16 protein-coding genes are annotated in these 20,830 nt (G+C 71.2%); 6 read left to right on the top strand and 10 right to left on the bottom strand.

Going from position 1 to position 20,830, the window contains the following annotated elements; genetic code table 11:
- On the bottom strand, nucleotides 1–410 hold a 410-nt coding region (locus tag ACWGI8_RS17300; RefSeq protein WP_453661762.1), incomplete at its 3' end, for a glutathione peroxidase.
- 94 nt (nucleotides 411–504) lie between these two features.
- On the opposite strand from ACWGI8_RS17300, the gene ACWGI8_RS17295 reads away from it, so the two are divergent.
- Nucleotides 505–915, top strand: coding sequence for an LppU/SCO3897 family protein (locus tag ACWGI8_RS17295; protein WP_453661760.1), 411 nt, complete (start codon nucleotides 505–507; stop codon nucleotides 913–915).
- A 17-nt stretch (nucleotides 916–932) separates the two neighbouring features.
- On the opposite strand, the gene ACWGI8_RS17290 is transcribed toward ACWGI8_RS17295, so the two are convergent.
- Both ACWGI8_RS17290 and ACWGI8_RS17285 read right to left on the bottom strand, forming a co-directional pair.
- On the bottom strand, nucleotides 933–1,805 hold the full coding sequence (locus ACWGI8_RS17290) for an acyl-CoA thioesterase (protein WP_453661758.1): 873 nt from the start codon (nucleotides 1,803–1,805) through the stop codon (nucleotides 933–935).
- A 51-nt stretch (nucleotides 1,806–1,856) separates the two neighbouring features.
- Nucleotides 1,857–4,370: a DEAD/DEAH box helicase gene (locus tag ACWGI8_RS17285; protein ID WP_453661756.1), complete on the bottom strand. Its 2,514-nt coding sequence runs from the start codon at nucleotides 4,368–4,370 to the stop codon at nucleotides 1,857–1,859.
- Between the two features lie 119 nt (nucleotides 4,371–4,489).
- Here ACWGI8_RS17285 and ACWGI8_RS17280 point away from each other — a divergent pair, with 119 nt between their 5' ends.
- Both ACWGI8_RS17280 and ACWGI8_RS17275 read left to right on the top strand, forming a co-directional pair.
- Nucleotides 4,490–5,281: a metal-dependent hydrolase gene (locus ACWGI8_RS17280; protein WP_453661755.1), complete on the top strand. Its 792-nt coding sequence runs from the start codon at nucleotides 4,490–4,492 to the stop codon at nucleotides 5,279–5,281.
- Nucleotides 5,282–5,471: 190 nt separating this feature from the next.
- The gene (locus tag ACWGI8_RS17275) at nucleotides 5,472–6,119 is read left to right on the top strand and encodes a TMEM175 family protein (RefSeq protein WP_453661754.1); all 648 of its coding nucleotides are present in this window, start codon (nucleotides 5,472–5,474) and stop codon (nucleotides 6,117–6,119) included.
- Nucleotides 6,120–6,204: 85 nt separating this feature from the next.
- Here the strand turns inward: ACWGI8_RS17275 and ACWGI8_RS17270 are convergent, their stop codons facing one another.
- Nucleotides 6,205–7,986: an ABC transporter ATP-binding protein gene (locus ACWGI8_RS17270; protein ID WP_453661752.1), complete on the bottom strand. Its 1,782-nt coding sequence runs from the start codon at nucleotides 7,984–7,986 to the stop codon at nucleotides 6,205–6,207.
- Complete coding sequence (locus ACWGI8_RS17265; protein ID WP_453661750.1) at nucleotides 7,983–9,824, bottom strand: ABC transporter transmembrane domain-containing protein; 1,842 nt, start codon at nucleotides 9,822–9,824, stop codon at nucleotides 7,983–7,985. The genes ACWGI8_RS17270 and ACWGI8_RS17265 overlap by 4 nt, the downstream gene beginning before the upstream one ends.
- Before the next feature lie 157 nt (nucleotides 9,825–9,981).
- Here ACWGI8_RS17265 and ACWGI8_RS17260 point away from each other — a divergent pair, with 157 nt between their 5' ends.
- Nucleotides 9,982–11,580, top strand: coding sequence for a peptide-N4-asparagine amidase (locus tag ACWGI8_RS17260; RefSeq protein ID WP_453661748.1), 1,599 nt, complete (start codon nucleotides 9,982–9,984; stop codon nucleotides 11,578–11,580).
- Nucleotides 11,581–11,597: 17 nt separating this feature from the next.
- Here the strand turns inward: ACWGI8_RS17260 and ACWGI8_RS17255 are convergent, their stop codons facing one another.
- Nucleotides 11,598–12,053 (bottom strand): MarR family winged helix-turn-helix transcriptional regulator, encoded by a 456-nt coding sequence (locus ACWGI8_RS17255; RefSeq protein ID WP_453661747.1) that lies wholly within the window; start codon nucleotides 12,051–12,053, stop codon nucleotides 11,598–11,600.
- 176 nt (nucleotides 12,054–12,229) lie between these two features.
- Here ACWGI8_RS17255 and ACWGI8_RS17250 point away from each other — a divergent pair, with 176 nt between their 5' ends.
- Together ACWGI8_RS17250 and mltG are read left to right on the top strand one after the other, a co-directional pair.
- Nucleotides 12,230–14,050 (top strand): ABC transporter ATP-binding protein, encoded by a 1,821-nt coding sequence (locus tag ACWGI8_RS17250; protein WP_453661745.1) that lies wholly within the window; start codon nucleotides 12,230–12,232, stop codon nucleotides 14,048–14,050.
- An 86-nt stretch (nucleotides 14,051–14,136) separates the two neighbouring features.
- Complete coding sequence (mltG, locus tag ACWGI8_RS17245; RefSeq protein WP_453661743.1) at nucleotides 14,137–15,018, top strand: endolytic transglycosylase MltG; 882 nt, start codon at nucleotides 14,137–14,139, stop codon at nucleotides 15,016–15,018.
- Nucleotides 15,019–15,060: 42 nt separating this feature from the next.
- Here mltG and ACWGI8_RS17240 read toward each other — a convergent pair whose 3' ends face one another.
- The 4 genes from ACWGI8_RS17240 to ACWGI8_RS17225 are packed head-to-tail and all read right to left on the bottom strand — an operon-like array spanning nucleotide 15,061 to nucleotide 20,499.
- Nucleotides 15,061–16,320 (bottom strand): FAD-dependent oxidoreductase, encoded by a 1,260-nt coding sequence (locus ACWGI8_RS17240; RefSeq protein WP_453661741.1) that lies wholly within the window; start codon nucleotides 16,318–16,320, stop codon nucleotides 15,061–15,063.
- Nucleotides 16,321–16,375: 55 nt separating this feature from the next.
- Nucleotides 16,376–17,908, bottom strand: coding sequence for an L-piperidine-6-carboxylate dehydrogenase (amaB, locus tag ACWGI8_RS17235; protein WP_453661739.1), 1,533 nt, complete (start codon nucleotides 17,906–17,908; stop codon nucleotides 16,376–16,378).
- A 26-nt stretch (nucleotides 17,909–17,934) separates the two neighbouring features.
- Nucleotides 17,935–19,275: a 2-oxoadipate dioxygenase/decarboxylase gene (gene hglS, locus ACWGI8_RS17230; RefSeq protein WP_453661737.1), complete on the bottom strand. Its 1,341-nt coding sequence runs from the start codon at nucleotides 19,273–19,275 to the stop codon at nucleotides 17,935–17,937.
- Nucleotides 19,276–19,302: 27 nt separating this feature from the next.
- The gene (locus tag ACWGI8_RS17225) at nucleotides 19,303–20,499 is read right to left on the bottom strand and encodes an NAD(P)/FAD-dependent oxidoreductase (protein WP_453661735.1); all 1,197 of its coding nucleotides are present in this window, start codon (nucleotides 20,497–20,499) and stop codon (nucleotides 19,303–19,305) included.
- Nucleotides 20,500–20,830 lie beyond the last annotated feature (331 nt).

The raw sequence follows: 20,830 nt of genomic DNA, 5'->3' as shown, positions 1-20,830 counted from the left end.
ACCTCGCCCTGCGGCGAGATCAGGAACTTCTCGAAGTTCCACTGCACGTCACCCGCCTCGCCGTCCGCATCGGCGACCTTCGTCAGCTCCACGTACAGCGGGTGCCGGCTCTCGCCGTTCACGTCCGCCTTCTCCAGCAGCGGGAAGGTCACCCCGTAGGTCGCCGAGCAGAACGAGGCGATCTCGTCGGCGCTGCCCGGCTCCTGTCCGGCGAACTGGTTGCAGGGCACGCCGAGCACGGTGAAGCCCCGGTCGCCGTAGCTTTTCTGCAGCCGCTCCAGCCCCTCGTACTGCGGCGTCAGGCCGCAGCGGGAAGCCACGTTCACCACGAGCACGGCCTTGCCGCGATGGTCGGCGAGTGACGTCTCGTCGCCGCTCAGGGTGCGCAATGGGATGCCATACAGGGGCATCTTGGACTCCTTCGTACCTCGTGTTTATGTGATTCTTATTCTTCGTGTAGCGTGCGCGCGTTCGATCAGCATGCGACCCCGAGGAAGACCGCCGATGAGCGCTCCGACGCCCCCCGCCGCCCCGCAGGACCCGCAGGACCCGCAGTTCCCGCAGGGCCAGCCCGTGCCCGTCCCCGCGCCCGAGCCTGCCAAGAAGAGCAAGCTCAAGAAGTTTCTCAGCGTCGTCGTCCTCATCGTCGTCGCGGTGGTGGTGAAGCTCGGCATCGGCTACGTCTTCAACTCCCCGGTGCGCGCCGAGGTCGGCGACTGCGTCCAGGTCACCGGCAAGGAGAACAACCCTGACGTCGAGACCAAGAAGTGTGACGACAAGGACGCCAACTACAAGGTCGTCAAGGTCATCGAGAACACCTTCGACGTCAACTCCTGCACCGTCGGCGAGGCCGCGCTCGCGCAGGAGTGGGACGCCGAGAAGTTCGTCCTCTGCCTGGACCCTGTGAAGAAGTAACGCGCGCCGGGCGACGGTCAGTCGCCCAGCCTGCGGAACAGCCCCTCCTGCACGACCGAGACGAGCAACCGGCCCTGCCGGTCGTAGATCCGGCCGCGCGCCAGTCCCCGGCCGCCTGTGGCGACCGGGGACTCCTGGTCGTACAGAAACCATTCGTCCGCCCTGAACGGCCGGTGGAACCACATCGCGTGGTCCAGGGACGCCATGTCGAAGCCGCGCGGCCCCCACAGCGGCTCCACGGGGATGCGGACCGCGTCCAGCAGTGTCATGTCGGACGCGTACGTCAGCGCGCACGTGTGCACCAGCGGGTCTTCGCCGAGCGGGCCGACCGCGCGCATCCACACCGCGCTGCGCGGGTCCGCGTCCTTGGTCTCCTCCTTGGTCCAGCGGAGCCGGTCCACGTAGCGGATGTCGAAGGGCTGGCGGCGGGCCATCCGCTCCAGCGCCTCCGGCAGCGCACCCAGATGCTCACGGACCTCGTCGCTGATGCTCGGCAGCGTCTCCGGGTCCGGGAAGTCCAGCCGCGGCGGCAGCTGGTGCTCGAAGCCGGCCTCCTCCGGCTGGTGGAAGGACGCCGTCAGGTTGAAGATCGTGCGGCCCTGCTGCACCGCGGAGACCCGGCGGGTGGTGAACGAGCGGCCGTCCCTGACCCGTTCCACCTGGTAGACGATGGGCACACCGGGGATGCCCGGACGCAGGAAGTAGGCGTGCAGCGAGTGGACCGGGCGTTGGCCGTCGGTGGTCCTGCCCGCCGCGACGAGGGCCTGTCCGGCGACCTGCCCGCCGAAGACGCGCTGCAAGGACTCGTTGGGGCTGAGTCCGCGGAAGATGTTCACCTCGATCTGCTCCAGATCGAGCAGATCGACCAGGCGCTCGGCGGGGTTGGTCATGTCAGGCTCCTCGTCACGTGAGCGGAGCTCCAGAGAGCTTGAACGGTCAACCTATAGCTGGCCGACGGACGTGACCCGGACCACGGCCCGGCCCTCTTCGTCGGAAGCCGCCAGATCGACCTCCGCACTGATGCCCCAGTCGTGATCGCCGCCCGGGTCGGCGAACGTCTGCCGGACCCGCCACAGGCCGTGCGCGGGGTCCTCCTCGATGGACAGCAGCTTCGGCCCGCGGGCGTCCGGTCCGGTGCCCAGGTCGTCGTACTCGTCCCAGTACGCGTCCATCGCCTCGCCCCAGGCGTCCTCGTCCCAGCCGGACTCGGCATCCAGCTCGCCCAGCTCGGCGACCTGGTCGAGCGCCGCCAGCTCCACCCGCCGGAACATCGCGTTCCGCACCAGCACCCGGAAGGCCCGGGAGTTCGCCGTGACCGGCTTGACCTGGTCGGCCTTCTCCTGGGCCTCCTCGGCGGTCTCCACCTCGGGGTTCGCCAGCTGCTCCCACTCGTCGAGCAGGCTGGAGTCGACCTGTCGGACCATCTCGCCGAGCCAGGCGATCAGATCCTCCAGGTCCTCGGTCTTCAGATCGTCCGGGATGGTGTGGTCGAGGGCCTTGTACGCGCTCGCGAGATAGCGCAGCACGATGCCCTCGGTGCGCGCCAGCTCGTAGTGGGACGTGAACTCCGTGAAGGACAGTGCCCGTTCGTACATGTCACGGATGACGGACTTCGGCGAGACGGGGTGATCGCCGACCCACGGGTGCGACTTCCGGTAGACGTTGTACGCCTGCCACAGCAGCTCTTCGAGCGGCTTCGGATAGGAGATGTCCTGGAGCCGCTCCATCCGCTCCTCGTACTCGATGCCGTCCGCCTTCATCGCGCCGACCGCTTCGCCGCGCGCCTTGTTCTGCTGGGCGGCGAGGATCTGGCGCGGATCGTCCAGGGTCGACTCGACGACGGAGACCATGTCGAGGGCGTACGACGGCGATTCGGGGTCCAGCAGATCGAAGGCCGCGAGCGCGAAGGTGGACAGCGCCTGGTTCAGCGCGAAGTCCTGCTGGAAGTCGACGGTGAGCCGGACGATCCGGCCCTGGGCGTCCGGAGTGTCGAGGCGCTCCACGATGCCGCCGTCGAGCAGCGAGCGGTAGATCGCGATGGCCCGGCGGATGTGCCTGAGCTGCTGCTTGCGCGGCTCGTGGTTGTCCTCCAGCAGCTTGCGCATGGCGTCGAAGGCATTGCCCGGGCGGGCGATCACCGAGAGCAGCATGGCGTGGGAGACCTTGAAGCGGGAGGTCAGCGGCTCGGGGTCGGAGGCGATGAGCTTCTCGAAGGAGTTCTGGGACCACGCGACGAAGCCCTCGGGGGCCTTCTTGCGGACCACCTTCCGCTTCTTCTTCGGGTCGTCGCCCGCCTTGGCGAGCGCCTTCTCGTTCTCGATGACATGCTCGGGCGCCTGCGCGACGACGAATCCGGCGGTGTCGAAGCCGGCCCGGCCGGCGCGGCCCGCGATCTGGTGGAACTCGCGGGAGCGGAGCGTACGGACACGGCTGCCGTCGTACTTGGTGAGCGCGGTGAACAGCACCGTACGGATGGGGACGTTGACGCCGACGCCGAGCGTGTCCGTGCCGCAGATGACCTTCAGCAGACCGGCCTGGGCGAGCTTCTCGACCAGGCGCCGGTACTTGGGCAGCATGCCGGCGTGGTGGACGCCGATGCCGTGGCGTACGTAGCGGGACAGATTGCGCCCGAACTTGGTGGTGAACCGGAAGTTGCCGATCAGCTCGGCGATCTGGTCCTTCTCCTCGCGCGTGCACATGTTGATGCTCATCAGCGACTGAGCCCGCTCGACCGCCTGGGCCTGAGTGAAGTGCACGATGTAGACGGGCGCCTGCTTGGTCTCCAGGAGCTCGGTCAGCGTCTCGGTGATCGGGGTCGTCCGGTACTCGTACGAGAGCGGCACCGGACGGGTCGCCGAGCGCACGACGGCGGTGTCCCGGCCCGTGCGCCGGGTCAGGTCCTTCTCGAACATCGAGACGTCGCCGAGCGTCGCCGACATCAGCACGAACTGCGCCTGGGGAAGTTCGAGGAGCGGGATCTGCCAGGCCCAGCCGCGGTCGCCCTCGGCGTAGAAGTGGAACTCGTCCATCACGACCTGGCCGATGTCCGCGCCCTTGCCGTCACGCAGCGCGATCGACGCCAGCACCTCGGCGGTGCAGCAGATGACCGGCGCGTCCGCGTTCACCGACGCGTCGCCGGTGAGCATGCCGACGTTCTCGGTGCCGAAGAGCTTGCAGAGGTCGAAGAACTTCTCCGAGACCAGTGCCTTGATCGGCGCGGTGTAGAAGGTGACCTCGTCCCGGGCCAGCGCCGCGAAGTGGGCACCCGCCGCGACCAGGCTCTTTCCCGAGCCGGTGGGGGTGGAGAGGATCACATTGGCCCCGGAGACCACCTCGATCAGCGCCTCCTCCTGGGCCGGGTAGAGCGAGATGCCCCGGTCCTCGGCCCATGACGAGAAGGCTTCGAAGAGGGCATCGGGGTCGGCATCCGGCGGCAGCTGATCGATAAGGGTCACGCCCCCATCTTGCCTGGCTTCGGTCCCGATGCGGGAACCGGCCGCCGGGACGAAGATCGCGACCGGTACCCTGTCCCGTCAACTGAGCACAACGACAACACAAATGGGGCGGGAACAGCATGATGGGACCGGCACACTCCCTGTCCGGGGCGGCAGCCTGGCTGGGGGTGGGAGCGGCGGCGGCCGCGGCGGACCATCCGATGCCGTGGCCCGTTCTCGTCGTCGGCGCGCTGATCTGCGCGGGTGCGGCTCTCGCGCCCGACCTCGATCACAAGGCGGCGACGATCTCGCGGGCCTTCGGGCCGGTCTCACGTGGCCTGTGCGAGGTGGTCGACAAGCTCTCGTACGCGGTCTACAAAGCGACGAAGAAACAGGGCGACAAGCGCAGGACGGGCGGTCACCGGACGCTCACGCACACCTGGCTGTGGGCCGTACTCATAGGTGCGGGCACGTCGGTGCTGGCGATGACCGGGGGGCGCTGGGCGGTCCTCGCGATCCTCTTCATCCATCTGGTGCTGGCCGTGGAAGGGCTGCTGTGGCGGGCGGCCAGGGTCTCCAGCGATGTGCTGGTGTGGCTGCTCGGCGCGACCAGTGCGTGGATCCTGGCCGGCGTTCTGGACAAACCGGGCAGCGGTGCGGACTGGCTCTTCACCGGCCCCGGCCAGGAGTACCTCTGGCTCGGCCTGCCGGTCGTCCTCGGAGCCCTGGTCCATGACATCGGGGACGCGCTGACCGTGTCGGGCTGCCCGATCCTCTGGCCGATCCCGGTCGGCAACAAGCGTTGGTACCCGGTGGGCCCGCCGAAGGGCATGCGCTTCCGGGCCGGGAGCTGGGTGGAGCTGAAGGTGCTGATGCCGGTGTTCATGCTGCTGGGAGGCGTCGGCGGCGCGGCGGCGCTGAACGTGATCTGAGGCCGGCGGATCGCCCGGTTCGTCAGGTCGGTCTCCCGGTGCGCCCGGCCGGGCGTCCGGTGCGTCAGGTCGCCGTCAGGTGGCAGGTACCAGGTGTCAGGTGTCAGGTGTCAGGTGTCAGGTGTCAGGTGTCCGGCGTTCGGCGCAGCGCCGGATGCCGGCCCCGGCACCCCCGGGTAGCGTCCCGGCCGTGAGCGTAGCGGGACGTGAGCGGGGAGCCGAGGACGCCGGTACGGTCATCGGGCGGGAGCGGCTGCTCGCCTTCGGGGACGCGGTCTTCGCCATCGCGATCACCCTGCTCGCCCTCGACATCAAGGTGCCCGACGATCTGGCCGCCGCGGATCTCGGCGGCTCGCTCCACGACACCCTCGCCGACGTGGGCGCGTTTCTGCTGAGCTTCGTCGTCATCGGGGTGCTCTGGCTGGGCCTGCACGCCCTGTTCTTCCGGGTCGTCCGGCTCGACTCCTGGCTGGTCTATCTGTATCTGGCATTGCTGGCCGTGATCGCCGGGCTGCCGTTCCCGACCCGGCTGATCAGTGAGTACTGCGACACCGCTCTGGGGACGGGGGTCTACGCGGGAACGATCGCCCTCGCCTCGGCCCTGATCACCGCCATGGCGCTGCGGCTCCTCTTCCGGCCGGACCTGGTCGAACCGGGCGTTCCGCGCGAGAGCCTGCGCATGGGCGTCCTGGAGGGCCTGGTGATGGTGGCCGTCTTCGCCGCCTCGGTCCCGCTCACCCTCGTCTCACCGCAAGTCGCCCAGCTCTGCTGGCTGGCCGCCATTCCACTCCGCGCCTGGATCTCCCGCCGGCCCGGCACCGCCCCGCCATCGGCCTGACGCCCCGTCCCACGCCGCATCCCCCCGGCACCGCGTCCGTGGGGCGTCGAGGCAGCGGAGCCGGGGGCATCAGCCCCCGGAGAAACTAGCCGTGCCAGGAGCGCCACAGCGCCGCGTACGCCCCGTCCGCCGCCACCAGCTCGTCGTGGCTGCCCAGTTCGCTGATCCGCCCGTTCTCGACGACCGCGATCACGTCCGCGTCGTGCGCCGTGTGCAGCCGGTGGGCGATCGCGACGACCGTACGGCCGTCGAGGACGCGGGCCAGCGAGCGTTCCAGATGGCGGGCTGCGCGCGGATCCAGCAGGGAGGTCGCCTCGTCCAGGACCAGGGTGTGCGGGTCCGCCAGCACCAGGCGGGCCAAGGCGATCTGCTGGGCCTGTGCCGGGGTCAGGGAGAGCCCGCCCGAGCCGACCTCGGTGTCCAGGCCGTCGTCCAGGGCCCGTGCCCAGCTGCCGGCGTCCACCGCACCCAGTGCCGCCCACAGCTCCGCGTCCTCCGCCCCCGCCCGGGCGAGGAGCAGATTGTCGCGCACGGTGCCCACGAAGACATGGTGCTCCTGGTTGACCAGCGCCACATGCTCCCGCACCCGCTCCGCCGGCATCCGGGACAGCTCGGCAGCGCCGAGCGTGACCCGGCCGGTGCGCGGGGCGTAGATCCCCGCGAGCAGCCGGCCCAGCGTCGACTTGCCCGCACCGGAAGGGCCGACCAGCGCCAGCCTGGTGCCGGGAGGGACGTCCAGGGAGACGCGGTGCAGCACGTCGACACCCTCGCGGTACCCGAAGTGCACCTCGTCCGCGCGGACCGCGCGACCCTCCGGCCGCACCTTCCCGTCACCCGCGTCCGGCTCGATCTCGCGGACGCCCACCAGCCGGGCCAGCGACACCTGCGCCACCTGGAGCTCGTCGTACCAGCGCAGAATCAGGTTCACCGGGTCGACCATCATCTGCGCGATCAGCGCGCCCGTGGTCAGCTGCCCGATGCCGATCCAGCCCTGCAGCACGAAGACCCCGCCGATCATCAGCACTGAACCGAGCACGGTCGCGTGGGTGACGTTGATGACGGGGAAGAGCACGGACCGCAGCCACAGGGTGTAACGCTCCCAGGCGGTCCACTCCTTGATGCGCCGGTCCGACAGCGCCACCCGCGCCGCCCCGAGCCGGTGCGCCTCCACGGTCCGCCCCGCGTCGACGGTCTCGGCGAGCACCGCGGCCACGGCCGCGTACCCCGCGGCCTCCGAACGGTACGCCGACGGCGCCCGCTTGAAGTACCAGCGGCAGCCGATCACCAGCACCGGCACCGCCACCAGCACGGCCGGCGCGAGCGGCGGCGCGGTCACGGTGAGGCCGCCGAGCAGCAGCACGATCCAGAACACCCCGATCGTCAGCTGCGGCACGGCCTCGCGCATCGCGTTCGCCAGTCGGTCGATGTCCGTGGTGATCCGGGACAGCAGATCGCCCGTACCGGCACGTTCCAGCACGCCGGGCGGCAGCCCCACCGACCGTACGAGGAAGTCCTCGCGCAGATCCGCCAGCATCCGCTCGCCGAGCATCGCCCCGCGGAGCCGCACCAGCCGTACGAACACGGCCTGGACGACGAGCGCCACCGCGAACAGCGCGGCCGTGCGCTCCAGATGGAGCTCGCGCGCGCCGTCCGCCGCCCGCTCCACCAGCGAGCCGAGCAGCCACGGCCCGGCCATCGAGGCCACGACAGCCACCGTGTTGACGACGATGAGCAGCACGAACGCGCGGCGGTGCCGCCGCAGCAGCTCGCGCACGTAGGACCGTACGGTCTCCGGCGTGCCCACCGGCAGGGTGGTCGCCGTCCGGGGGGCCGCCGGGTCGTATTCCGGCGGCGCGACGCCGATCATGCCGTCTCCTCGATGTCGATGGCGTCGATGGATTCGATGACGTCGATGGTGTCGATGGTTTCGACCTCGGCTTCGCCGAGCCCCTGGCTCAGGGCGAGCTGCTCCGCCTCCGTCTCGCGGGTCACCACCGCCCGGTAGCGCGGCTCCTCGTGCAGCAGCTCGCGGTGCACCCCGACCGCCGCGACCGCGTCCTCGTGGACCAGGACGACCCGGTCCGCACGGTCGAGCAGCAGCGGCGAGGAGGTGAACACGACGGTCGTCCGACCTGCGCGCAGCGCCCGCACACCGTCGGCGATCCGTGCCTCCGTGTGCGAGTCGACGGCAGAGGTCGGCTCGTCGAGCACCAGCACTTCCGGGTCCGCGACCAGCGACCGGGCGAGGGCCAGCCGCTGCCGTTGCCCACCGGAGAGCGAGCGGCCGCGCTCGGTGACGGTCGCGGCCGTCGGGTCCCCGTCCAGGGAGGCCTGCGCCAGCGCGTCGAGCACATCGCCGCACTCGGCCGCGGCCAGGGCCGCCTCCGCCGGGACCGCACCGGAGGTGGGCACGTCGAGCAGCTCCCTGAGGCTCCCCGACAGCAGCACCGGGTCCTTGTCCTGGACCAGCACCGCGGCCCGCGCGGCGTCCAGCGGCAGCTCCTCCAGCGCCACCCCGCCGAGCAGCACGGACGGCAGCCCCTCCGGCTCCGCGGGGTGGCCGCCCAGCCGTTCGGCGAGCCGCCCCGCCGCGTCCGGGTCGCCGCACACGACGGCGGTCAGCGCCCCGGCCGGGGCCAGCAGCCCGGTGGCCGGGTCGTACAGCTCACCCGTGGGCACCGCGTCGGAAGTGCCCGCGGCCCCGCCCGTCGCGCGCTCCAGCGACAGCACGCGCGCCGCGCGCCGCGCCGACGGCCGGGAGAAGGAGTACGCCATCGCGATCTCCTCGAAATGCCGCAGGGGATAGGTCAGGAGCATCACCGCGCTGTACACGGTGACCAGTTCACCGACCTCGATCCGGCCGTCGCGGACGAGCCCGATGCCGTACCAGACCACGGCGATGAGCAGCAGACCCGGCAGCAGCACCTGCAGCGCCGTGATCAGCGACCACATCCGGGCGCTGCGGACGGCGGCCCTGCGCACCTCCTGCGAGGCGCGCCGGTAGCGGGTGAGGAACAGCTCCTCGCCGCCGATGCCGCGCAGCACCCGCAGGCCCGCGACGGTGTCGGAAGCCAGCTCGGTGGCCTTGCCCGCCTTCTCGCGCTGGACGTCGGCGAGCCGGGTGGCCCGGGGCAGCAGCGGCAGGACGCCGAGCGCCAGGACCGGGACGCCGATCGCGACCAGCACGCCGAGCGCCGGCTGGTAGACCAGGAGTGCCGCACAGACGACGACGATGGTGAGGGCCGCTGCGAGGAACCGTGAGACGGCTTCCACGAACCAGCCGATCTTCTCGACATCGCCGGTGGAGACCGCGACGACCTCACCGGCGGCGACCCGCCGGGTGAGTGCGGAGCCCAGCGCGGCGGTCCTGCGCGCCAGCAACTGCTGGACCCGGGCCGCGGCAGTGATCCAGTTGGTGACCGCCGTGCGGTGGAGCATCGTGTCACCGCCCGCGATGCCGACCGCGGCGAGGGCGATCAGTCCGCCCGCGAGGGCGAGTCCGGTGCCCGAGCGCTCGACGACCGCCTGGACGGCGAGTCCGACGCCGTACGGAAGGACCATGACGGAGACGAAGTGCAGCATGCCCCAGGCGAGTGACTTGAGCTGGCCGCCGAGCTGCTTGCGCCCGAGCCAGATCAGGAACCTGAGTCCCGACCGGACGTCCGGTACTCCGGGATCGAGATACGGAAGATCGCGAATCTGCATGACATCCCAGATCGTTCGGAAGAGCGCCTCGGACGTGCAAGGTTCGCTCTCCGCAGTCGGTCGCTGCAAACGATTTTCGCGTCGCATGGCGCAGAACAGGCCATGATCCGCCGCCGCCCCTGGCGCCCGCGCAACCCTCACGCTTCACTCCCGACGCATGAGACGACGACAGATCATGTCCATGATCGCGGGGGTGGTGCTGGCCGCCGGATCGCTGCTCGGTGCGAACCCTGCCGCCGCGGACAGCCCACCGGCCGAGTTCGGCAGCGACTGGCACGACCCGGTCACCGCCGCGCCACCCGTCACCCGGCCGTCCACCACGTCCTGCGGGATCACCCTCGCCGAGGCGCAGTTCCGCGACTTCACGCCGTACAAGGGCGGCTACACACCGCCCAAGGGCTGTGGCAGCACCTGGAGCAAGGTGGTGCTGCGGCTCGACGGCAGCGTCAAGGGCCGCCAGTACGACCGGCTCGGCCATCTCACGGTCGGCGGCGTCGAGGTCTTCCGTACCTCCACTCCGCAGCCCTCGCCCGACGGCATCACCTGGTCCGTCGAGAAGGACGTCACCCGCTACAGCGACATCCTGCGCCGGGCACAGCCGGTCGAGATGCTCATCGGCAACGTCGTCGACGACACCTACACCGGAGTCATCGACGTCAAGGTGACCCTCACGTTCTACGCGGCGGAGGGCCGCACCCGGCCGGCCGCTGTCCCCGACCGGGTGCTCCCGCTCGACGGCACGACCATCACCATGCCGCGCAACTCCGAGCGGATCGTCGCCGAGGTGTACGCCACCGGCTCGGGCGGCGGTTGCGAGGAGTACTGGTACATGACCGTCCCGGACCCGGCGCCGTACTCCTGCAAGGCGGACGAAGGCCCGTACCGCGAGGTGCAGATCAGGGTCGACGGACAACTCGCCGGCATCGCGGCGCCGTTTCCGACCGTATGGACCGGAGGCTGGTCCAATCCCTTTCTCTGGTACGTGATTCCGGAGCCGCGCGCCTTCGACATCAAGCCCGTCCAGTACGACCTGACGCCGTTCGCCGCGCGGCTCAACGACGGCCGCCCGCACCGCGTCGAGGTGTCCGTCGCAGGAGTGCCCGCCGGGCAGACCGGCTGGAGCACGCCCACCAATGTGCTGATCTGGCAGGACGAGGGCCGCAGTGTGGTCACCGGCGCCCTGACCCGTCACGAGGAGGGCGCACTCGCCAACTCCTCCGTGTACACACCCGGTTCGCCGAACCGGCTGGACACCGGGGCCGGCCACCGGCTGACCGTCGCCGGACATCTGAACACCTCGCACGGGCGGACCACCACCACCGTCACCCGGTCGCTCGCCCACGACTCCGTGCACCGCTGGGGCGAGGCCGAGAACCCGGACGCGCTCCGGGCCACCTGGACGGACCACGAGACCGTGACCTCGGGCAGGACCACGACCCGTACCGACCGGACGTACACGATGGACGGGGAGACGACCCTTGGCGCGGGCGACCGGCTGCGGACCTTGCTCACGCTCGGGGACCGGGCCGACACCGTGGTGCTGCGCGGCGGGAAACGCATCGCCTGGTCCCGGCTCGACGACGCGTACGAGGGCGATGCCACGTACACGGCGAATGTTCCGCGCGATCAGCGACATGCGGTCGGTACGACGGCGGAGCACTACCGGCTGTACGGCACGGTGGCGCCGGGCGGTTGTTACGACCGCAGCCTGCGGACCGTCCAGGGGATGGTGACGCAGGACCGCCGACGCTGCTGAGGGGCCGGTGCCAGGCCCTAACAGCGGGGCTCGGGCCCTCCGTCGACCAGAGCGGACAGCAGCCCGCCGAGCACCTCGCGCTGATCGACGGTCAGTGGAGCCAGGATGTCCTCCGCGGCGGCCCGGCGCGCGCTGCGCAGCTGCCTGAGGGTGGCGCGGCCGCTCTCGGTGAGCTCGATGCGCACGACCCGGCGGTTGGTCGGATCCGGTACGCGCCGGACCCGGCCGGCCGCCTCGAGTCCGTCGACCAGAGTGGTGACGGCACGCGGCACGACCTCCAGCCGGGCGGCGAGATCAGCCATCCGCGGGGCCCCGTCGTAGTGCGCGACGACGCGCAGCAGCCGGGACTGCGCGGGGGTGATGCCGACCGGCTCCAGATGTCGCTTCTGGATGCGGTGGAGCCGGCGGGTGAGCCGCAGCAGCTGCTCGGCCAGCAGGCCGTCCGCGTCGGCAGCGGGGATGGGGGTGGTCATGGGGGAACAATATCAGGACCAGGCTCATTGTGAGCATAGGTAACAGTGAGCTAGGATCCTCGAACCGGTTCGCCGTCCCGCGCCCGCAGTAGCAGGATCAGTGAGCAAGCCGGTCGGAAGATCGATCAGAGCAGCAGACGCAGCAGCAGGCACAGAAGCAGACACAGAAGGAGCCCATGCGCCCTCATGACGGTCCGTCCTGGACACCCCCCGACCGCCCGCTCGATCCCTCGCGGCCGGAGCAGCCCGCACAGGTGCGGCGCATCCTCCGGCTGTTCCGCCCGTACCGGGGCCGGCTCGCCCTCGTCGGGCTGCTCGTCGGCGCCTCGTCACTCGTCTCCGTAGCCTCGCCGTTCCTGCTCCGCGAGATCCTCGACACCGCGATCCCGCAGGGCCGCACGGGCCTCCTGTCGCTGCTGGCCCTCGGCATGATCCTCACCGCCGTGATGACGAGCGTCTTCGGCGTGCTGCAGACCCTGGTCTCGACCACCGTCGGCCAGCGTGTCATGCACGATCTGCGGACCGGCGTCTACGCCCAGCTGCAGCGGATGCCGCTCGCCTTCTTCACCAGGACCCGCACCGGCGAGGTCCAGTCGCGCATCGCCAACGACATCGGCGGCATGCAGGCGACCGTGACCTCCACCGCGACGTCCCTGGTCTCCAATCTGACAGCCGTCGTCGCCACGATCGTCGCGATGCTCGCGCTGGACTGGCGTCTCACCGCCGTGTCCCTGCTCCTGCTGCCGATCTTCGTCTGGATCAGCCGCAGGGTCGGCCGGGAGCGCAAGACGATCACGACGCAGCGGCAGAAGCAGATGGCCGCCATGGCCGCGACGGTCACCGAATCGCTGTCGGTCAGTGGCATTCTCCTCGGCCGCACGATGGGCCGCGCCGACTCGCTCACCCGGTCCTTCGCCGACGAGTCCGAGCGCCTGGTCGATCTGGAGGTCCGCTCCAGCATGGCCGGGCGGTGGCGGATGGCCACGATCGGCATCGTCATGGCCGCCATGCCCGCGATGCTCTACTGGGCCGCGGGACTCACCCTGCAGACCGGCGGGGCCACGATCTCGATCGGTACGCTCGTCGCCTTCGTCTCGCTCCAGCAGGGCCTCTTCCGTCCGGCTGTCAGCCTGCTCTCCACCGGTGTGCAGATACAGACCTCGCTCGCCCTCTTCCAACGGATCTTCGAGTACCTGGACCTGCCGGTGGACATCACCGAACCGGAGAAGCCGGTGCGGCTGGAGAAGATCCGCGGCGAAGTGCGCTTCGAGCACGTCGGCTTCAGCTACGACGAGAGGAGCGGGCGGACACTCGACGGCATCGACGTCACCGTGCCCGCCGGCAACAGCCTGGCCGTCGTCGGACCCACCGGATCCGGCAAGTCCACGCTCAGCTATCTCGTCCCCCGGCTCTACGACGTCACCGACGGACGGGTCACTCTCGACGGGGTCGACGTCCGCGACCTCGACTTCGACACACTCTCCCGGGCGGTGGGCGTCGTCTCCCAGGAGACGTACCTCTTCCACGCCTCCGTCGCCGAGAATCTGCGCTTCGCCAAGCCCGACGCCACCGAGGCGGAGATCGAGGCGGCGGCGCGTGCGGCGCAGATCCACGACCACATCGCGTCCCTGCCCGATGGCTACGACACCCTGGTCGGCGAGCGTGGATACCGCTTCTCGGGTGGCGAGAAGCAGCGCCTCGCCATCGCCCGCACGATCCTGCGCGATCCGCCGGTGCTCATTCTGGACGAGGCGACCAGCGCCCTCGACACCCGTACGGAGTATGCGGTGCAACAGGCGATCGATGCCCTGTCGGCGGGCCGCACCACCATCACGATCGCCCACCGGCTCTCCACCGTGCGGGACGCGGACCAGATCGTCGTCCTCGACAGGGGCCGCATAGCCGAGCGCGGCTCGCACGAGGAACTGCTCGACCAGGACGGCCGGTATGCGGCCCTGGTGCGCAGGGACGACGAGCTGGCACCGGCCACGTCCTGAGCGCCGGAGCCGTATCCGTCGCTTCCTCGGCGGGAGCGGCGGCGCGCATTCCGGTGTGCGCGGCGGCTCCGGGTTAGCGTGCCCATATGAGGAACGAGTTCCCGAAGGCCAGGCGCAGGCGCAGGGTACGCCTGACGCGCCGTGGCCGACTGGTACTGGTCGTGGGTGTGGCCGGCCTGGCGGCAGCGGCCGCGGCCGTACTGCTTCCGCTGCTCCAGAAGGAGCCCCGGCCCCCCAAGCAGGAGACGCGACCGAAGACCTTGGTCATCCCCGAGGGCTGGCGGTCCTCGCAGGTCTACGCCGCGGTCGACAAGGCGCTCGGCGTTTCGGCCGGCACCACCCGGAAGGCGGCGGTCGCCGCCGGCGCACGGCTGAGGCTGCCCGCCGACGCCCGGGGCAACCCGGAGGGTTATCTCTTCCCGGCCACCTATCCGGTCGATGCGAAGACGACCCCGGCGAGCCTGCTCAGCTTCATGGTCAACACGGCGGGCCATCGCTTCGGCACATCGCCCGTCAGCAGCGGGGCACAGCGCAACCGTATGACGCTCTATCAGGCCGTGACCGTCGCCAGCATCGTGCAGGCCGAGGCGGACACCCTCGCGGACATGGGGAAGGTGGCCCGCGTCGTCCGCAACCGTCTCGTGCAGGACATGCCACTGCAGATGGACTCGACCCTCAACTTCGCGCTGAATCGCTCCAAACTGGACATCAGCCGCCAGGACACGCAGATCGACAACCCGTTCAACACCTACCGTCGCAAGGGCCTGCCGCCCACCCCGATCGGGAACCCGGGCGAGGCCGCCATGAAGGCGGCGGTCAGCCCGACGCCGGGGGACTGGCTGTACTTCGTCACCGTCGCACCCGGCGATACACGCTTCACCGCCGACTACGAGGAACATCGCAAGAACGTCGTGGAATTCAACGCGAACCGCGAGGCCGCGGCGGCGTCCGCGTCCGCGTCGGGCTGACCGGGCGCGAGCCCCGGCACCCCGGCCCCCTGGGACGACGGCTCAGAACGGCTCGCTCACCAGGGCCGGCCCGGTCCGCGGACCTGCCTGCGCCGGCGGACCTGCCTGCCCAGGCACGCCGGCCGTGTCCGGTTCGCCGGCCGGTTCCGGGACGGCTGAACGAAGCCGCTGCTGGAGCCCAGCAGGCCGCTGCTCGGACCCGGGAGCCGGTGGCCGGGTGCGGTCCAGCAGGCGCTTGATCTCGCGGACCGCGGACCGGCCTGCCCGGTTGGCGCCGATCGTCGAGGCCGACGGGCCGTAGCCGACCAGATGGATGCGCTCGTCCCGTACCGCTCGCGTGCCCTCCACCGCGATCCCGCCCCCCGGCTCGCGCAGCTTCAGCGGCGCCAGGTGGTCGATCGCGGCGCGGAAGCCCGTGGCCCAGAGGATGACGTCCGCGTCGACCGTGCGGCCGTCGTCCCAGGCCACCCCGGTCGGCGTGATCCGGTCGAACATCGGCAGCCGGTCCAGTACGCCTTCCGCGCGGGCGCGGCGTATCGAGTCGTTGAGCGGCAGGCCGGTCACCGACACCACGCTCAGCGGTGGCAGGCCACGCCGTACGCGCTCCTCCACCATGGCCACGGCCTCACGGCCCTGCACCTCGCCGAAGGGTCCCTCGCGGAAAACCGGCGGCCTGCGCGTCACCCACGTGGTCTCCGCCGCCACCTCCGCGATCTCCAGCAGATGCTGGGTCCCCGAGGCCCCGCCGCCCACCACGATCACCCGCCGGCCCGCGAACGCCCCCGGCCCCGGATAGTCCGCCGTGTGCAGCTGGCGCCCGAGGAAGGTCTCCTGTCCCGGGTAGCGGGGCCAGAACGGCCGGTCCCAGGTGCCGGTGGCGTTGATCAGCGCGCGCGTGGCGTACACACGCCCCGTACCCTCCGTACCCTCTGACGTCTCGACCAGCAGCCGGCCGCCCTCGCCCTCGCGCACCGCGTGCACATGGACCGGCCGGTGGACGCGCAGGCCGAAGGTGTCCTCGTACGACGTGAAGTACTCGCCGACGACCTCGGAGGACGGGCGGCTGTCGTCGGCTCCGGTCAGCTCCATGCCGGGCAGTGCGTGCATGCCGTGGACCTTGCCGTACGTCAGCGACGGCCAGCGGAACTGCCAGGCACCGCCGGGTCGTGGGGCGTGGTCGAGGACCACGAAGTCGACGTCCGGGCGCAGTCCCGCACGCCGCAGATGGTAAGCGCCGGACAGCCCTGCCTGTCCGGCGCCGATCACGACCACGTCCACGTCTCGCACCCCGAAGTTGTTCACGCTTCTACTAACTCTCGGGGTGTCGTGGATCATCCCGCAGGGATCGATCCAGTGCTCAGAGGAAGTTGACGCCCTGCGCGAGCGGCAGATCGTCCGAGTAGTTCACCGTGTTCGTCGCCCGGCGCATGTACGCGCGCCACGCGTCCGAGCCCGACTCCCGTCCGCCGCCCGTCTCCTTCTCACCGCCGAACGCGCCGCCGATCTCGGCGCCCGAGGTGCCGATGTTCACGTTGGCGATCCCGCAGTCGGAACCGTCCGCGGCCAGGAACCGCTCCGCCTCTCGCTGGCTCTGCGTGAAGATCGACGAGGACAGCCCCTGCGGGACGCCGTTGTGCAGTTCGATCGCCTCGTCCAGCGTCCGGAAGGTCATGACGTACAGGATCGGCGCGAAAGTCTCCGACTTCACGATCGCCGTCTGCGCCGGCATCCGCACCACCGCGGGACGGACATAGGCGGCCTCGGGCGCCGCCTCAGCGAGCCGCCGGTCGCCGCCCGTCAGCACCTTTCCGCCGTTCGACTGCGCCGCCTCCAGTGCCTTGGCCATCGCGTCGTACGCCGCCGTCGAGATCAGCGGACCCACCAGCGTGCCGGCGTCGAAAGGATCACCGATCGGAAGCTGACCGTACGCGTGGACGATCTTCTCCATGAGCTCGTCGGCGATGTCCTCGTGGACGATGAGCCGGCGCAGGGTGGTGCACCGCTGCCCGGCGGTCCCGGCCGCCGAGAAGACGATGCCGCGTACCGCCAGATCGAGGTCGGCGGACGGGGTGACCACGGCCGCGTTGTTCCCGCCCAGCTCCAGCAGGCAGCGGCCGAAGCGCGCGGCCACCCGCGGTGCCACCTCCCGGCCCATCCGGACCGACCCGGTGGCGCTGACGAGCGCCACCCGGGCGTCGTCGACCAGCCACTCGCCGCACTCCCGGTCACCCAGCAGCAGGTGATGGACGCCCTCGGGCGCGCCGGCGTCGGAGGCCGCCCGGCGGAGCAGCGCGTCGCAGGCCAGCGCGGTGAGCGGGGTCAGCTCCGAGGGCTTCCAGACCACGGTGTCACCGCAGACCACAGCGATCGCCGTGTTCCACGACCACACCGCCACCGGGAAGTTGAACGCGGAGATGACCCCGACCACGCCCAGCGGATGCCAGCTCTCGGACAGGCGGTGGCCGGGCCGCTCGGACGCCATCGTGCGGCCGTACAGCTGCCGGGAGAGACCGACCGCGAACTCACAGATGTCGATCATTTCCTGTACTTCGCCGAGCGCCTCGGAGTGGATCTTCCCGGCCTCGATGGTGACGAGCTCCGCCAGATCCTCCTTGTGCTCGGTGAGCAGCTCACCGAGCCGCTTGACCAGCGCGCCCCGGCGCGGCGCCGGGACCGTGCGCCATTCCAGGAACGCGCTGTGCGCCGCGTCGATCGCCGCGCCGGCCCCCTCGGCCGTGGTGGCGGGCAGCGTGAAGAGCGTCCCGCCCGTCAGCGGCGTACGGGCGACGACTCCCTGGCCTGTGGTCGGCTGCGCGACGCCACAGCGGCGCAGGGCTTGCGCGGCCCGCGTCCGCAGCGCGTCCGTGTCGGGCAGTGCGGTGGTGGACATGCGTCGCTCTCCTCGGTTCATGCCGCTCATGCCTCCATCAGGGCGCCGCGGGCGCGGCCCAGCGAGCCGTCCTGCTGTGCGGCGTACAGGTCGAAGGGGTCGTGCACGGTGCGTCCGATCGCCTCGGACATCCCCTGCTGGTCGTAATGGGTTCCCTCCTGGGCCGTGTCACGGGCGCCCGGGTCGGTGAGATTCGACTGGAAGATGCCGGCCGCCGAACGCGGCAGGAAATCCTCGTAGACGATGGGGCGAGCCGTCACCCAGCCTCCGGCGAGCAGGCCGGCGAGATCGTCCGGTGGGCGCCTGCCGTCGCGCGGCCGGTCGTGCACGGCCTTGTACGTGAAGAACCCCAGCCCGTCCACGGCCAGTTGGCGCTCCGTGTGCGGGAAGTGCGCGGCCCACTCCTCGACCGGGCCGTCGACGAGCCGGTCGTACAGCGCGCGGCCCTCGCGGCTGAGCGCGATGCCCCGGGCCTCGACCTCGCCGAACCGCACGCGCAGTGAGCCTGTGGTGGTCGTGCCGTCGGCCTCCCGGAAGGTGCGGGGTTCCGCCAGCGCCCGGAACGACGTCTGACGCAGCAGCACATCGGGGCCGTCCCAGCGCGGCGGCCCCTGGATCCGGTCGATCATCGTGATCCCCCGGTCCTCCATCCGCCGGTAGAGATCGTCGATGTCCAGCACCCGCGGAGTGAGGTGGTTGATGTGGGTGCTGGTCACCCCGCCGATGTCGGCGGCGACCGCGGACACCTTCTCCAGCTCCGCGTACCAGGCCCGGTCCACCGGCTCCGGGGAAAGCTCGAACGCGGCGACCGCGAGCGACAGCAACCGTTCGGCCCGGTCCTCGGGGAGGCCCTCCTCCTGCTCGGCGCACTCCGCCAGCTCCAGCAGCTCGGGAGGGAAGAGCGCCCGGCGCCCGAGGAACGCCTCCAGGCGCTTCTCCAGATCCGCGTCGAAGAAGCGGCGGTCCGCCGGGGTCAGCATCGACGTGAACACCCGGAACGGATTGCGGTCCAGCTCCGCGGGCAGGACCGGCCGGAACGCCGTCGACACCACCGGTACGGCGCTGGCCGCGGCGTCCCGCAGATCGTAGAAGCCGACCGGCTCCATCCCGAGAGCGGCGAAGATCTGCGCCGCCTGCCGCAGTTCGCGCGGGGTGCCGACGCGAATGGCTCCGTGCCGCTCCGCCGTGACCCGCTCGATGCTGCCGAGCCGCTCAGCGCTCTCGCCGGCCGCCCGCATCACCGTGTCGTTCACCTGTCCGGCCACCTCGACCAGCGTGGTGTAGGCGGGGACCTCGGTCCCGTACATCGCGGAGAGCCGCCGGGCGAACGCGGCGCGCAGCTGCCAGGTGGGGACGGTGGAAACCATGCGGACCTCCTGAGCCGGTCGGGGCGGTCAGATGACGTGGGCCTCGGGGCGGGCGGCACGGGCTCCCTCGAAGCGGGTCGCCGCCAGCGGACCCACGTCGAGGAACGGCTCCCGGCCCAGCCACAGATCGCGCACGATCTCGCCGACCGCGGGCGCCTGCAGGAAGCCGTGCCCCGAGAAGCCCGTGGCGTACAGGAACCGGGAGACTCCCGGTGCCTCGCCGATGAGCGCGTTGCGGTCCGGGGTCATCTCGTACAGCCCCGCCCAGCCGCCCGCCGGCTTCAGCTCCGCGAGCGCGGGGGCGCGGCGGGCGGCGGCCTCGCGGAACGGCTCCAGCCACTCCTCGGTGAACTCCCGCCCGAAGCCGGGTGCTTGGCGAGTATCGGACAGGCCGAGGACCAGGCCGCCCGCGTCGTCGTTGTGGAAGTACAGCGTCGAGCCGAAGTCGAGCGTGAAGGGGATGCGGGGCGGATGTGGGGTGAGCGGGCCGGTGAGGGCGATCTGGCGGCGCAGTGGGGTGACCGGGAGCCGCACCCCGGCCATGTCCCCGACCGCGGCCGACCAGGCTCCGGCCGCGCAGATCACGGTCCCGGCGCGGACCGTGCCGGACGTGGTGTGCACGGCACGCAGCGTGTCGCCGTCGCGCTCGATGCCGGTGACGGTGCAGTGCGTGCGTACGGTCGCGCCGAGGTCGCGGGCCGCCCGGAGATAGCCGAGGACAGCGGCCTTGGGCAGGGCGTAGCCGTCGTCGGGGGAGTAGGCGGCGGCCACGATCCCGGACGGATCGATGTACGGGCACAGCTCATGGGCCTCGCCGGGACTGATGACGCGGCTCCGGACGCCCAGCTCCCGCTGGACGGCCGCGGCCTCGCGGAACGCAGCGGCTTCCTCGTCGCGGCCCAGCAGGAAGAGATACCCGACGCTCTGAAGACCCACGTCGGCGCCGGGGCGCTCCGTGAACTCCCGCCAGGCCCGCAGACTGCGCTGCCCGAGGCGGATGTTGAGCGGATCGGAGAACTGGGCGCGCACGCCGCCGATCGGCTTGCCGGACGAGCCGGACGCGGGTGTGTCGCGCTCCAGGACGAGCACCTCGCGGACTTTGGCCTCGGCGAGATGGAAGGCGATGCTCGCTCCGATGACCCCGCCACCGATGATCACGACTTCGGCGGTGGGCGGCAGCGGCGGGGATGGGGGCGGGGGCGTACGAGCAGTGTCGTGAGCCATGAGGCCATGGTGGCCGCGGTGGCCTCCTCGCGTCCATGGGGCAGGGCCCCGGTAGGCCCCTTCGGGCCTACCCGCCCATGGCGGCCGGCCGGGGCTCCGGCCCGCCCGCCACCAGCAGCGGGGCGCAGCCCGGGGCCGAGGCCGGGCGGCCGTTCGCTGCCGGGACGCAGAGCAGCAGCGGGCGGCATCCGCTGTCGGCCGGCCGAATCGCTCCGGCCGAGCTCCTGCTGCGTCGTGGCCACGGTCTCCGTGCCCGGATCGGCCGGCAGCCAGCAGCCGGCCGGCCGTCGCCCACGCCTCGCGCGCCGAGTCGCCGGAGATCGTGTCCAGC

Source organism: Streptomyces sp. NPDC054841, from assembly GCF_053611045.1.
This window is presented reverse-complemented; position numbering and strand designations above follow the sequence as displayed.